10 protein-coding genes are annotated in these 14,572 nt (G+C 48.7%); 2 read left to right on the plus strand and 8 right to left on the minus strand.

Going from position 1 to position 14,572, the window contains the following annotated elements; genetic code table 11:
- Positions 1-13: 13 nt before the first annotated feature.
- Genes rsmA through lptD form a run of 4 tightly spaced genes read right to left on the minus strand, consistent with a single transcriptional unit; the run spans position 14 to position 5,475 of the window.
- Positions 14-823: a 16S rRNA (adenine(1518)-N(6)/adenine(1519)-N(6))-dimethyltransferase RsmA gene (gene rsmA / locus BCT27_RS18895; protein WP_102396478.1), complete on the minus strand. Its 810-nt coding sequence runs from the start codon at positions 821-823 to the stop codon at positions 14-16.
- Positions 820-1,821: a 4-hydroxythreonine-4-phosphate dehydrogenase PdxA gene (pdxA, locus tag BCT27_RS18900; protein WP_102396479.1), complete on the minus strand. Its 1,002-nt coding sequence runs from the start codon at positions 1,819-1,821 to the stop codon at positions 820-822. The genes rsmA and pdxA overlap by 4 nt, the downstream gene beginning before the upstream one ends.
- A complete protein-coding gene (surA, locus tag BCT27_RS18905; protein WP_241905095.1) occupies positions 1,802-3,100 on the minus strand; it encodes a peptidylprolyl isomerase SurA in 1,299 nt (432 codons plus the stop codon). Before surA ends, pdxA begins: the two co-directional genes overlap by 20 nt.
- A gap of 23 nt (positions 3,101-3,123) precedes the next feature.
- On the minus strand, positions 3,124-5,475 hold the full coding sequence (lptD, locus tag BCT27_RS18910) for an LPS assembly protein LptD (RefSeq protein WP_102396480.1): 2,352 nt from the start codon (positions 5,473-5,475) through the stop codon (positions 3,124-3,126).
- Positions 5,476-5,646: 171 nt separating this feature from the next.
- Between lptD and djlA the strand changes: the two genes are divergently transcribed.
- Complete coding sequence (gene djlA, locus BCT27_RS18915) at positions 5,647-6,465, plus strand: co-chaperone DjlA (protein WP_102316286.1); 819 nt, start codon at positions 5,647-5,649, stop codon at positions 6,463-6,465.
- Between the two features lie 84 nt (positions 6,466-6,549).
- Here the strand turns inward: djlA and BCT27_RS18920 are convergent, their stop codons facing one another.
- From BCT27_RS18920 to rapA, 3 genes are all read right to left on the minus strand, one after another.
- Complete coding sequence (locus BCT27_RS18920) at positions 6,550-7,503, minus strand: D-2-hydroxyacid dehydrogenase (RefSeq protein WP_102396481.1); 954 nt, start codon at positions 7,501-7,503, stop codon at positions 6,550-6,552.
- 41 nt (positions 7,504-7,544) lie between these two features.
- On the minus strand, positions 7,545-8,267 hold the full coding sequence (gene rluA / locus BCT27_RS18925) for a bifunctional tRNA pseudouridine(32) synthase/23S rRNA pseudouridine(746) synthase RluA (protein ID WP_102396482.1): 723 nt from the start codon (positions 8,265-8,267) through the stop codon (positions 7,545-7,547).
- Positions 8,268-8,405: 138 nt separating this feature from the next.
- On the minus strand, positions 8,406-11,321 hold the full coding sequence (gene rapA, locus BCT27_RS18930) for an RNA polymerase-associated protein RapA (protein WP_102316284.1): 2,916 nt from the start codon (positions 11,319-11,321) through the stop codon (positions 8,406-8,408).
- Between the two features lie 332 nt (positions 11,322-11,653).
- Between rapA and BCT27_RS18935 the strand changes: the two genes are divergently transcribed.
- On the plus strand, positions 11,654-13,027 hold the full coding sequence (locus BCT27_RS18935) for a PhoH family protein (RefSeq protein WP_102316283.1): 1,374 nt from the start codon (positions 11,654-11,656) through the stop codon (positions 13,025-13,027).
- Positions 13,028-13,114: 87 nt separating this feature from the next.
- Here BCT27_RS18935 and BCT27_RS18940 read toward each other — a convergent pair whose 3' ends face one another.
- Entirely contained in the window at positions 13,115-14,557 is a 1,443-nt protein-coding gene (locus tag BCT27_RS18940; RefSeq protein WP_102396483.1) for a transporter substrate-binding domain-containing diguanylate cyclase, read from the minus strand.
- Positions 14,558-14,572: the final 15 nt, after the last annotated feature.

Here is a 14,572-nt window from a genome sequence, read left to right on the forward strand (position 1 = left end):
TGTGTCCTTTTTATTATTGTTGGTGGTTTGCGTCCAACCAGTTCGCCATGGCAACAAACTGAGCCAGAGTGAGGTTCTCTGGGCGCGTTGTTGGGTCAATGCCTAATGCCACGAGCGTATCGACGTCCATCAAAGCCTTAAAGCAGTTACGAACTGTTTTACGGCGTTGGTTGAAGCCTTCACGACATACTCGTTCTAACCATTTTAAATTGGTTGCTGGATGCGGAAGTTCTTTATGCGGCATCAGTCGAACGACGGCTGAATCCACTTTAGGGGCAGGTGTAAATGCCTCTGGTGGAACTTCTAACACCGGAACAACTTTGCAGTAGTATTGTGCCATCACGGTCAAACGACCATATGCTTTACTACCTGGACCCGCCGCCAGACGGTTAACCACTTCTTTTTGCAGCATAAAGTGCATGTCTTTCACAGCGCCTGCGAAAGTGAAAAGGTGGAACATCAATGGCGTTGATACGTTGTACGGCAGGTTGCCGAAAATACGCAGTGGGTTTTCTGGTGAAGACAGCGCTGTGAAGTCGAACTTCATGGCATCACCCTCATAAATCGTCAATTTCTTTGACAACACAGGGTGGTGGCGCAGACGTTCGGCCAGATCGCGATCAAGCTCAACCACGCTGAGTTTGTCGACTTCTTTCGCAACAGGCTCAGTCAGTGCACCGAGGCCGGGACCGATTTCTACCAAGTTTTCACCTGGCTGAGGGTTGATGGCTGATACGATGCCGTCAATGATGTACGGGTCGTTTAGGAAGTTCTGGCCGAAGCGCTTACGGGCGCGGTGACCTAAGTGGACGTTATCGCTCATGCTTTCTTATCTACTAATTCAAGGGCGTGGGAGAGCGCTGTCCGCAGGCTTCCAGTATCCGCCGTTCCGGTACCCGCTAAATCCAATGCGGTACCATGATCTACAGAAGTTCGGATAAAAGGCAGTCCAAGTGTAATGTTGACTGACTTACCAAATCCTTTAAATTTTAACACAGGCAGGCCCTGATCGTGATACATCGCTAACACGGCATCCGCTTCTTTCAGGTACTTGTCTTGGAAAAGGGTATCCGCGGGCAATGGACCTACCAGGTTCATCCCTTGTTCTCGTAACTTTTCGAGAGCAGGTTCAATCACTTCGATCTCTTCTCTGCCCAAACAACCGTCTTCACCAGCGTGTGGATTTAAACCACACACATAGATTTTCGGCTCTTCAATACCGAACTTAGATTTCAAATCATCATGCAATATGTGGATGACTTGAAAAAGGCGCTCTTCGGTAATGGCTTTTGACACATATGCAAGAGGGATATGCGTTGTTACCAGCGCAACACGCAATCCTTCTGTGGCAAGCATCATCACTACTTGCGGCACATTGGCTTGGTGTTGGAAAAATTCCGTGTGCCCGCTGAACGAAACCCCAGAGCGATTAATCACGCCCTTGTGGACAGGGCCAGTCACCACGGCAGCAAACTCGCCTTGCATATTGCCTTCAGCCGCACGGCTTAATGTGTTTAGCACATACTTTCCGTTCGCTTCATTGAGCTGGCCTGCAATAACCTCTGCATCCAATGGCTCATCGCACACAACGAGCGTGCCCGGCGTGTGTGCTTTCGGTGCAGCATCTGGGTTGTAGTCCACCAAAGTGACGTCGAGACCCAATAGCTTGGCACGCTGAGCAAGCATGTCTTTGTTTCCGCAAATGACTAACTCATGCGCCCATTCGTCATGTGCAAGTGCCAACACCAAATCTGGACCAATGCCTGCAGGTTCTCCCGGCGTGATGGCAATACGTTGTGGATTAGCTGTCGTCATTTTCATCACCCACCTGTTCAACATAAGCACCGGCGCGAAGCTCTTGGAGCCATGCTTGTGCTTCTTCATTGAACTTACGATTTAGGAGCATACGGTATGCGCGGTTTTGCATTGCAGCATCTGTTCGATCGGCTTGGCGACGGTCAAGAACTTCAACAATGTGCCAACCATGAACGGTTTTAAACGGTTCGCTGATGACGCCTTCAGAGAGCGTATCAACGGTATCTTTAAACTCAGGGACATAAATCTCAGTGGTTTGCCAACCTAAGTCGCCACCTTTTACCGCTGAGCCTGAATCTGCGCTGTATTGCTCTGCAAGTTCTTCGAACGTTTTGTCACCGTCATTGATCTGCTGGGTGAGCAATTTCAATTGGCGCTGCGCACCTTCATCACTCAATACAATCGATGGTTTAATCAGAATATGACGCGCTTTTACTTCAGTAACAGCCACCGATTCTAGGCCTTTTACATCCGTAATTTTGAGGACGTGGTAACCCGCACCGCTTCGGAAAGGACCGATGATGGCCCCTTTGCCATTGTTACCGATGTGGTCAGCAAAAATGGTGGGCATTTCTTCCAAGCGCATCCATCCCCAATCACCACCGTCTAGGGCTTTAGGGCCTTTTGAGTTGGCGAGGGCAAGGGCGGCAAAGTCACGGCCTGTTTTTAGCTCTGTCACGATCTCATCAGCGTTGTCAGAGACGCTATCGCGTTCTGCTTTATCTGCGTCCTCATCGAGACGAAGTTGGATATGGCTGAGGCGGTACTCGACTTTCTCAAGGTTCTTGGCGTTGAGTTGCGTCGCCAACGATTCCACTTCTTGCGGCAAGATGCTGATGCGACGACGAACCTGTGCATTTCGCGCTTCGCTGATGGTCATCTCACGACGAATTTGGTCGCGATACTGCGCCCAAGAAATGCCGTTGGCTTTTAGTTCGCTACGAAGCTGTTTTACCGAGGTGTTTTTGTCTTTTGCGATGCCATCAATGGCTTGCTCTAAACGAGAATCGTCAATGCGAATACCAAGGCGTTTTGCTTCTTGAAGCTGGAGTTCTTCCAAAATCAGTTGGTCAAGGATCTGCTGTTCGAGCACATCTTCTGGCGGTAAATTTTCTGCTTTCGCGTTTAGGGATACTGTTTTCTTTAGCGTATCAATGTCGCTAGAAAGAATAACCCCTTCGTTGACCACGGTAATGACGCGATCAAGTTCCGCCGGAGCAGCCGACACAGATAACGAACTGGCAGAGATAGCAACGGCCAGTAAAGCTTTCGTCCATTTTTTCATTTGCTTTTCCAAAGATGTCGTCATTAATTTTTCAATCCGAACGGGCTGCGATATCCCAATGCATTGCCGCTTGCGGTACGGTAGCCAAAGCTAGCGCCGTCGCCCAAACCAAGGAGACTGAATGACAGAGCAATACTGTTGTCATATCTCGCATCGTTGTTGATATTACTGCGTGACAGCAGGTATTCGTTGTAGCTCAGGCCTATCACCCAACAATCGGAGCGGTAAGTAAAACCAAATTGGTTTTCAAGCATGATATTTTGCGTCAGGTCTTGGAAGTATTGACCTCTAAAGCTCACCCCTTTTCCGAGGGGAAAGCCAGTCACAATACCGGCTTGAGAAATACCGTCTTCTGTAATCAAGTCTAAATTTCCAGAGCCGATGGTGCTGGAAATATAGTCTTTTGAGACATAGCGATAGCTGGTTTGAGCGAAGAAGCCCCCTCCACGATATTCCACGGTTGCATTACCAAACTGCAAGCTTTCGATATTGCTGTCATATTCCACAGAACCGCGAACAAACCACTTATCATCAACGTTAAGCTCGGTCTCCACCGCCCATGCTGAGTAGTTGATAGAATTATCAGTCTCGCTATTTTTTCTATCAAGGTAGTAAATTTGGCCAAAGGCAATGTTGAAACGCTCTTTGTACCTATCATCAAAGAAGCGAGAGGCAGCACCAATAGTAAATTGGTTCGCAGGGTTGATGTAATCCACACTGCTGAACTGATTCGCGCGAAATAGGCCGTAGTAGTCCGTTTGCAGTCGGGCCGTGTCATAGCCACCCCCCGAATAATTTACTGGGTTGTAGATACCACTTTGATCAACGTCTTTGATGTAAAGGTATTGGACTTGAGGCTCCAACGTTTGGGTGTAATCACTTCCCAAAATAGAAGTATCACGCTCTAAGGTCACTACGCTGTGCAATCTTGCCATCGGCACCACGCGAGACACCGTTGATTCCAGCGTTTCGCCATTTACCCCTTGTACACCATCAATGTTGGTTTGATCGTAATAGGTATAAAACACCTTACCTTCGGCGGTTGCTGTTAGCCATGGCAAGGTGTAAGGCAGAGTCAGTGTTGGCTCTACGTTAATACGTGTCGAATCGGGTTTGCTGTCATCGTCTGTAGCAAACTTGCTTATTTGGCTGGGCATAGAAAAATCTAAACCATAACCCATCTCAGGACGGTAGTAGTTAAAAACGAGCTGGGGCAGCAGGCGGTATACCGAGGCGTTGTCACTCAGCGCCTGGAAGTTTCGAACATTCAGCGTGCTGTTCCAGTTCTCTTCACGGTAAGACACACTGCCGGTTTGTAGCAAGGTGTTATCTTCACGGTTACCAACACGAGAATCGGTATGGCGCGTAAAATAATTGATGTCGCTGACCTTGCTGTAATCAACGTCATACTTCCAATGATTTTGAATACCCGCATGTTGCCAGTTAAATCCCCAGCTTTTTGAGTAATCGGTATAGAGATCATCTTGGCCCATGTACTCAATGACCATTGAGCCTTTGCCGACTTCTGTTAGGTAGCGCGGCTCAATCGTTAAAAAGGTGCCACGATTTGACATGTATTTTGGCGTAATAACCATGTCCGTTTGTGGGTGAATGTTCCAATAAAATGGCGTTGAAAGTTCAACCCCATCATTATCATTCCAAGTAATTGATGGATATAAAAAGCCGGTCAGTCGACCATCTTCCACCGGTACGCGAAGGTACGGAAGATAGAAAACAGGCGTATCGAGCACTTCGAAACGCGCATGGTAGAGGTCGGCAAAGATATCACCGTCTTCTTTTTCTATTTTGCCCGCACTGAAACGCCAGCTGTCATCGTTATCAGGGCACGTGGTGTAGGTTCCGTCTTCGAGTTCATAAAACGTGGTGCCATTTTTAAAAACGCGTTTCGCTTGCCCGCGTCCCGGCTCACACATCATTTGGTATTCAGCATCGAGCAGCGTGGTGTCTTCGGTATCTAAGTTACTTTGCAGCGACTTGCCAGAGACTGCCATTTCACCATCGTGAAAATAGACATTGCCTTCGGCCGTCACAATATTTTCAGGTTGGCGCAAGGTGGCTGTGTCAGACTTCATGGTGCGATGACCTTGAGTCACGACAACATCCCCGCTATAAATCGCCTTGTCATTTGCTTTCGCTTCTGCGCGATCGGCAACAATGGTGACAGGTTCGTTGTTAACGTCTTCGACTTGCTCTTTTTTATTAAGGCAGCGGTATTCTGGCGCGAGACAGGTATCCGTAGGGATTACCAGTGGTGCTTGGCCGTCCTGTGCGGCAGGATTCTCTTCCGCCATGGCTTGTCCATAGAGGGCAAAGCAGATCATGGTGGACAAAAAACTTCTTGCTGTCAGTGACATTAAAAACTCAATCCTGTTGTTGGCGTACAGCACTGGTATACTCTTGCGCTGCGTCCTAGCAATTTTTGCTGAAAAATGTGGGTCATGATAATGCAAATTGCGTCTAACAGCACCTGCTAGGTTCCAGATGTCTGGCGCAAATAAGATAAATCAACCAATAGAGAAAGATTGATGATGGTTTGGGGGAAAGTGCTGGGGGCATTCTTTGGCTTCCTGCTGGGGAACATTCCGGGCTTATTGTTAGGCCTCTTCTTAGGTCATAAGTTCGATAAAGCGAAACAAAATGTCGCCTTTGGTGGTGGATTTCGTGGGGCGAGTCAACAACAGCGCCAGCAAGCGTATTTTCATGGCGCCTTTGCTGTCATGGGACATGTGGCTAAAGCCAAAGGACAGGTCACTGAAAATGAGATCCGTTTAGCGTCAGAAATCATGGATCGCATGGGGCTGCAAGGCGAATCCCGCCGACAAGCACAAGATGCCTTTCGTGAAGGGAAAGACAGCGGCTTTCCGTTGGATGAGGTGCTGGATGACGTTCGCCGTAACTGCGGAGGGCGTTTTGATCTCCTTCAATTTTTCCTCGAATTGCAAATTCAGGCAGCCTACGCCGATGGGTCGATGCACCCGAGTGAGCGACAGATTCTGTTTACTGTTGCGTCAGCACTGGGTTTTTCCCGCCAGCAGTTGGAGCAGCGTCTAGCCATGCAAGAAGCATCGTTTAAGTTTTATCGTCAAGGCGGTGGCAGCCAGCAACATTGGCAACCTGAGCATGCTGCCAACCGGGTACAAGATGCGTATAAAATCCTTGGTGTGGATGAAAATTCTACCGGACAAGACATTAAACGTGCTCACCGCAAGCTGATGAATGAACATCACCCAGACAAACTGGTGGCGAAGGGCTTACCCCCTGAAATGATGGAAATGGCGAAACAAAAAGCCCAAGAAATCCAAGCGGCTTACGATCTCATCAAAAAGGAAAAGGGCTTCAAATAAGCCCTTACTCACCTTTTCAAAAGACGCTCAGAAGGTTATCGCCTTGAGCGTTTTTTCTTCACACGTCATCCTGAACGCGCTGCATCAAACCAGGTTTTGAGGTGCTCCTGCGATAAACGCATCGAGGTTCTCAATCAATATGTTGGCCAGTGTTTGGAGACTGGAATCTGAACCCCAAGCGACATGGGGGGTTAAAATGAGATTCGGCATACCCGCATGGGCAAGTAATGGATTGCTGAGCGATGCGGGCTCTTGCGTGAACACGTCTACTCCCGCACCTGCAATGTCGCCTTTTTTCAGCGCTTCAACGAGTGCGAATTCGTCGACTAGCCCGCCACGTCCGGTATTGATCAATATGGCTGAAGGTTTCATGCGTTCAAGCTCTTCTCGACCAATGAGGTTGGATGTCGAGGTATCGAGAGGGCAATGCAAAGTGACGATGTCCGCGTGCTCTAACAGGGTATTAAACGAGACATAGCCGTCACGGATGGCGATGGCACCTTTGCGTTCTGCTTTGAGGACCGTCATGCCAACGGCGTTTGCTAACGCTTCAACCCCTTGTCCTAAACTGCCTGATCCCACAATACCAATCGTTGAGCCTGCAATGTCACCGATCGGGTGCGTGAAAAAGCAAAACTGGTTTTTTTGTTGCCAAACGCCGTCTTCAATATCGCGATGATACGCCGTGAGGTTGCGGCGAAGGGCAAAGCATAATGCCATCACATGTTCGGGAACAGAACGCGTCGCATAGCCGCGTATGTTGCACACAGGCAGCTTGTGCTCGTGACACCACGTCAGATCAATATTGTTGTAACCCGTCGCTGAAACAGCAATGAGCTTAAGGTGAGGGAGTTGACTTAGCGTATTTGCATCTAAAACGACTTTGTTGACGATCACCATGGTGGCATCAGTAAGACGTTCAATAACCTGATGGGGTGCTGTTTCTTGGTAGCTTATCCATTGATGATCAAACGACGGTGTCGGGATGTGGATATGAGCAGGGATAGTGGCACTGTCGAGAAAGACGATCTTTTCCATGGCGGACTTCCTTTTTCCGCCACTGTAAAAGGTCGTCACCGTTATTTCAATAAGCTCGGGTCAGCTTCGATACCGCGTGTGACCAAAGTATCGCTCGGTGCATTTTTGTAAAATTCACAAGGCGCAGACAGATGCATGGGCTCGCCAGATCCTGGGTGCAAAAATGCGAGTTCAGCGGCATGAAGTTGAAGTCTTGGCGAATACCTCAGTACGTGAGGGGGGGCATAAAAATCATCGCCCACAATAGGGTGATCGAGAGAAAGCATGTGTACGCGAAGCTGGTGTGATCGGCCAGTGATCGGCAGCAAACGCAACAAGGTGGTTTTCTTCTCACGTTTAATCACTTCGTAGTCGGTCACAGACGGTTTGCCGTGTTCGAAGCAGACCTTTTGTAACGGACGGTTTGGCCAATCGCAGATCAACGGCAGATCGATACGATCCGCATCTTGCTCAACCATACCCCAAACACGTGCGTAGTATAGTTTGTGTGTCACGCGCTCACGAAATTGGGCTTTTAGGTGGCGCTCAGCATCTTTGTGTTTGCCAAACACGATCAAGCCTGACGTCGACATATCGAGACGATGTACTAATTCGGCATCTGGGTATTCCGTTTTAATGCGAGACCAAGCACTGTCGTAATGCGCCGGATCGCGGCCAGGGTTCGTCAGCAAACCGCTTGGTTTGTTGATGGCAATGATGTCGTCATCCTGATAAATAACATCTAGCCAAGGCTCCGTTGGCGGATTGTAGATAAAATCGCTCATGTTTTCGCTCGATATTTGGACGGCCGGAAGTGTAGCACGACAGGCTTGAAAGAGAAGAGAGACAAAGGGGCACAGAGAAAAAAGAAGGCACAGCCGAAGCCGTGCCTTTTGAGTTTCCGGGTTACACGTTAGCGCTGATTATTGATGGCTAACCACAATGACACGCAGCGCGTCGAGGCGAACTTGTGCTTGGTTTATGTAGCCACGCAAATCGCCCATTTGTGATTCCAAACTTTCCAACTCATCGTCACGAATGTTTGGGTTTACCGCTTTTAGGGCTTGAAGGCGATCAAGCTCTGCACGCAATTTCTGTGTCATTTCCACTTCCGCATTCTCTTTCACGGTCGCGAGCTGCTTTTGCGCCATTGGGTCGGCCAGTTCAATCAAGCCATGGATTTGGGTTTGAATGGATGACACCAGTTTGCTCGCCAAATGACGGTTAACAGGGCTTAGCTGACGGTGGAAGCCTTCAAACTCCACTTTCTCCGCCAAATTGTTGCCGCTTGCATCCAATAGAACGCGAATCGGTGTTGCGGGTAGGAATTGATGGATACCTGAACTTTTCGGTGCTTGCGCATCGGCAACAAACAGCATTTCCAAAAACAGTGTACCTACCGGTAGCGCTTTGTTTTTCAACAATGAAACCGCGGTTGTCCCTACATCTTCTGACAGTATCAAGTCGATACCGCCTTGGATCATTGGGTGTTCCCAGCTCATGAAGCGCATGTCTTCGCGAGACAGTGCCGTTTCACGATCGAAGGTTATGGTGCAGCCTTCGTCTGACAGTCCTGGGTAGCTAGAAACCAGCATGTGCTCAGAGGGGGTAACCACAATGGCGTTCTCGCCTTTGTCGTCTTGGTTCAAACCTACGGTATCGAACAGACCCAATGCGAACGTCACTAAGTTTGTATCGCCATCAAAAGAGGCAATCTTCTCAGCCAATGCTTTCGCTTCATCGCCGCCGTTAGAGTGCATTTCCAATAAACGGTCACGGCCTTTCTCTAGTGAGGCTTTCAAGCGGTGGTGCATTTCGGCACTGGTTTCAATCAAAGTGTCCAGTGATTCATCAATGCTGCCTTTGGCTAGCAGTGTCAAAAGGTCACTTTGAACATGTTCAAACACGGCGCGACCCGTCGGACAGGTTTCTTCAAACGCATTCAGGCCTTCGTTGTACCAACGCGCCAGCAAGGCTTGCGATGTGCCTTCCATGAAAGGCACGTGAATTTCAATATCACGTTGCTGACCAATACGGTCAAGACGGCCGATACGTTGTTCCAACAAGTCAGGGTTCATCGGTAAATCGAACATGACCAATTGGTTTGCGAACTGGAAGTTACGGCCTTCTGAGCCAATCTCTGAACAGATCAGTACTTGCGCACCGCTCTCTTCTTGTGCGAAGTAGGCTGCCGCTTTGTCGCGCTCTAGAATAGACATGCCTTCGTGGAATACCGTGCCACGGATGCCTTCACGTTCACGCAACGCTTGTTCAAGAGACAGCGCCGTTTGCGCACGAGAACAAATCACCAGTACTTTTTCGTTGCGGTTCGATTTAAGTAAATCTAGTAACCAATCGATACGCGGGTCGAAGCCCCACCAGCTGGCATTTTCGCCTTCGAATTGTTGGTAGATATCTTCTGGGTACAACCATTGCACGGCTTTTTGTTCAATGCTTTGGCTGCCGCCCATCATGCCTGCTACGCGCATTGCAGTTTGGTATTGGCTTGGTAATGCCAATGGGTACACGTTCAAATGGCGTTCAGGGAAACCTTGGATCGCAGCACGGGTGTTACGGAACAAAACGCGTCCGGTACCGTGACGGTCCATGAGGTTGTCAATCAATTCGTTACGGGCATCGCGGCGTTGTTGGTCTTCCACATCGCCGGCTTCAATGATGCGCAGCAAGGGTTCAACATCTTGTTCAGACAGCAATTCAGTGATGCTGTTTTTCGCGTCATTGCTCAAGGCATCAGTAGACAACAATTGGCTTACCGCATCCGCAACAGGCGCATATTGGCGCTCTTCGTCGACGAACGCTTGGTAATCGTAAAAGCGATCAGGGTCGAGTAGGCGAAGACGTGCAAAGTGGCTTTCATGGCCCAATTGTTCAGGCGTTGCAGTAAGCAGCAGTACGCCAGGCGTGTTTTCAGCAATGCCTTCGATCACTTGGTATTCGCGGCTTGGTTTTGCTTCGCTCCACTCAAGGTGATGCGCTTCATCAACCACTAACAGATCCCATTCACCTTCTGCGGCTTGTTCAGCGCGTTTACGGCTCTTGCGAAGGAAATCTAATGAGCACAGCACCAATTGCGCGGTATCAAATGGGTTGTCAGCGTCGGCAAAGGCTTCAATACAGCGCTCTTCGTCAAACACAGAAAAATGTAGGTTGAAGCGACGAAGCATTTCAACCAACCATTGGTGCTGCAATGTTTCAGGCACAACCACCAGAATACGAGAAGCTCGACCTGACAACACTTGCTGGTGGATGATCATGCCCGCTTCGATGGTTTTACCTAGGCCTACTTCATCGGCAAGTAAAACGCGCGGTGCGTGACGACGACCCACTTCATGTGCAATGAAAAGCTGGTGCGGTATCAAGCCTGCACGCATACCACACAGGCCACGCATTGGGCTCTTGTGTTGCTCATATTGGTTTTTCAATGCGCGATAGCGAAGTGCAAAGCGATCCATCCGGTCTATTTGACCAGCGAACAGTTTATCTTGAGGTTTATTAAATCGGATGTGGTGATTGAGCAGAATTTCGCGCAGTTGCACGTTTTCTTCACCGGTGTCAGTACGGGTACCGATATACGTAAGTACACCTTGTTGCTCAGTGACCTGTTCAACGTTTAGCGACCAACCTTCGTGGCTTTCAATGGCGTCACCCACATTGAACATCACACGGGTAATGGGTGCATCACTGCTGGCGTATAAGCGGTTTTCTTCGCTGGCCGGAAACATGAGGGTCACGGTGCGTGCGTCAATGGCGACGACAGTACCTAGACCAAGATCACTTTCAGTATCGCTGATCCAACGTTGTCCGATGGCGTATGACATAGGGAGAGAAACCTCTGGTTAAAGCTGACTTAATTCGAAACTACAGGCCCCAGATGAGAACTACAGTGTAGGCCATGATTCGCATGGCGAAAATGGCCGACAATGGTACTTGAAGTTGTGAGCATGGTCACGGTCAAAGTAGGAATTTCGGGCTGAGTAACAGATAAGTAACATTTTAATGAAAATGTGCAGTAGTCGACGTGTAATACGCCGAATTTGTCTTACGATTAAGATAATACCCAATTGACCTACGCTACACGGTAAAAACGGGTAGTGGTGAGTTGGGGAAGATGTGGGGTAACCCACGTGCCTGTACTACCAAGGAGGTGCCTATGGGCGATGCCGATCGGAAATTCTTTGTGCTAGATACCAATATCTTGCTTCATGAACCTTTCGCCATCTATTCGTTCCAAGAACACGATGTGGTCATTCCGATGACCGTCCTAGAAGAACTCGACCGAATCAAAGACAGTAAACGTGACATCGCCCGCGATGCACGTGTTGCGATTCGAGCGCTCGAAGACATCTTCAAGGATGCAACGCCCGATCAAATTACCGAAGGTATTGTGGTCGGTAAGGAAGGCGGTACCGGTACTGTCTCCATTGTTGCAGACTTTGAAATCAAAGAAACGGTACAAGCCTTCGCGGACAAAGCGGGTGATAACCGAATCCTGAATGCCGTGTTATTCCTCCAAGCCAAACGTGCTCCTCGAAAAGTGGTTCTCGTCACCAAAGACATTAACATGCGACTACGCGCCAAAGGGGCGGGTGTGTTGTATGTAGAGGATTACCGTACCGACCAATTGATTGATGATGTGAAGTTACTGACCAAAGGTTTCCAAATCGTTGAAGGTAACTTCTGGGACAAAGTGGGTCAGGTTGAAACGCAAAACAGCGGCCGTACCACGTTGCATACTGTGCCTCGTGAGTTGGTTGAAAATACCTATGTAAACCAGTATCTACTGGATGAAAGTGAAGACTTTGCAGGACGTGTGGTTGCACTTAGCGACCAAGAAATGCAATTGAAAGACATCAGTCGCGAACGCTTAATGCACCGAGAGGCATGGGGCGTGCGGCCGAAGAACATTTATCAGGGAATGGCGGTAGACGCCTTGCTCGATCCTCATGTTGACCTTGTTATTCTCACCGGCCCTGCTGGGTGTGGTAAAACCATTCTTGCGATGGCTGCTGCGCTTGAACAAGTGGTTGAGAAGGGCATGTATGACAAAATTATCGTGACGCGAAACACACCAGAAATTGCGGAATCGATAGGCTTCTTACCGGGCACGGAAGAAGAAAAAATGATGCCTTGGTTAGGGGCGGTTACCGATACGCTTGAGGCGTTGCACAAGAACGACGAGTGCACTGAAGGCTCAATGCGTTACATCATGGATAAAGCGAATCTTCAATTTAAGTCGATTAACTTTATGCGCGGGCGCTCTATTCAAAATGCGTTTGTGATCCTTGATGAGTGTCAGAACCTGACGGCATCACAGCTAAAAACCATCATCACACGTTGTGGTGAAGGCACGAAGATCGTCTGCTCCGGTAACTTGGCGCAGATTGATAGTCCATACCTCACCCCAGTAACATCGGGGCTCACTTACATTGTAGAGCGCTTCAAAAACTTTGAAGGCAGTGCATGCGTCTATCTCAACGGTGTTGTGCGTAGTCGCTTGGCAGAGTTTGCAGAAGAGAATTTGTAATCCTGATTTAGGACAGGCCAAATGTAAGAAAAAAGCTGCCAATCGGCAGCTTTTTTATATTTGGTGATAGGGGAAGCCTTCTCGACACTACGCCCAGTGGCGTTTTAGCCCCGATTCTCTTACGTCGCTTTCACTATCAGAGGCAAAACCATAATTCGGTTTATTGGCGCGCATACGTGACGTTGCGATACGCACGAGTGACTCACCGTCTTCACTGTCATAAGGGTAGCAAGCAACACCGGCACTGACTTTCACCGGAACAACAAGTTGGTCGATGTGCAAAGGGCTCAATTGCAGCGCATTTTGTAGCTGCTGAATCTTTCGTGTGGCTTGGCTGGTATCACTTAAATCAAACAAGACCGCAAACTGCCCACCACCAAGGCGTGCATACAAAGCGCGGCTCGACATTTGAAGGCGAAGTTGCATCGACAGGTGCTTGAGTGCCATGTCGCCAATGTCTTGCCCGTAACTTTCATTGATATGCTTGAGCATGTCGATATCGACCACTGCCACCACGTAAGGGGTCGGAGAAAAGCGTTTGTCCGCCAACTGCGTGAAGAACTGATGGCGTGTTTTTGCGCCCGTAAGCGTGTCATTTTGTACTGCGCTTTCAAGGCGTTCATTGGAATCTTTGAGTGCTTCCACCATGGTTTTTAACTGCTCAGTGCGATTGTTCAGCAACCTGCGATAGAAAACTAAACCTGTAATGAGCAACAGCATGGCAGAGGCAAAAATGAGGTGTTGAGAGTGTTTGTCCAACCATGGCAATGTAAGATGCATTTTATTAGGGGGCATCCACTTGTCATAAATTTGCTGAACATCTTGCTCATTAATACGGTGTAAACCGTGCTCGATCAGCGCAATGTCTTCTTGTGCACTTTTACTGACAGCAAAATGCAATGGAAAGGAATACAACTTACCACGAGGTGTGAACAAACCTGTATTTCCCGTATGGCGCATGTCATAGAGGGCGGTGTTTAAATCATCAATAAAAACATCAACTTCACCGCGGTATGCTGCTTCGTTGAGGGCGCCAAACGTGGAAAATATTTTGATGTTTTCTTCAGGGATGCGAGCACTTAAGAAGGCATGCTTGGTGCTTTGATTGACTGAGCCGACAATCACAGAATCCAGCACATTCAGATCATCAAAAGGCAGATCCTTCTGAACGAATAGATTGACGTTATAACGTTTTAAAGGGAGTTCGCGTGAAAATGCGAGCACATCTGCGCGCTCGCCAGTGTATCCCAAGCCACCGTGTACAACGCCAGGATGCGTTGCGGCATAGGTGAGAGACTCACTCCAAGGTAACAATTTGAACTCGATATCCACGTCATTGATCGCGCCATATAACCGCCAATAGTCGATCATAATGCCGTCGGGTTTGCCTTCTCGATTAATGTACGAGAATGGCTGCCATGTGGAAGAGCCTGTAATGATCAGTTGTTTCGGCGCAGCCAAAGAAAGTGGAGACGCGAACAAAAAGAGCAATGTCAGTGAAATAGCTACAAACTGGCGAATGCCGGACATAAAAACCAACTCTAA

The organism is Enterovibrio norvegicus, assembly GCF_002876705.1.
In the GTDB taxonomy this organism is placed as follows: Bacteria; Pseudomonadota; Gammaproteobacteria; order Enterobacterales; family Vibrionaceae; genus Enterovibrio; species Enterovibrio norvegicus_B.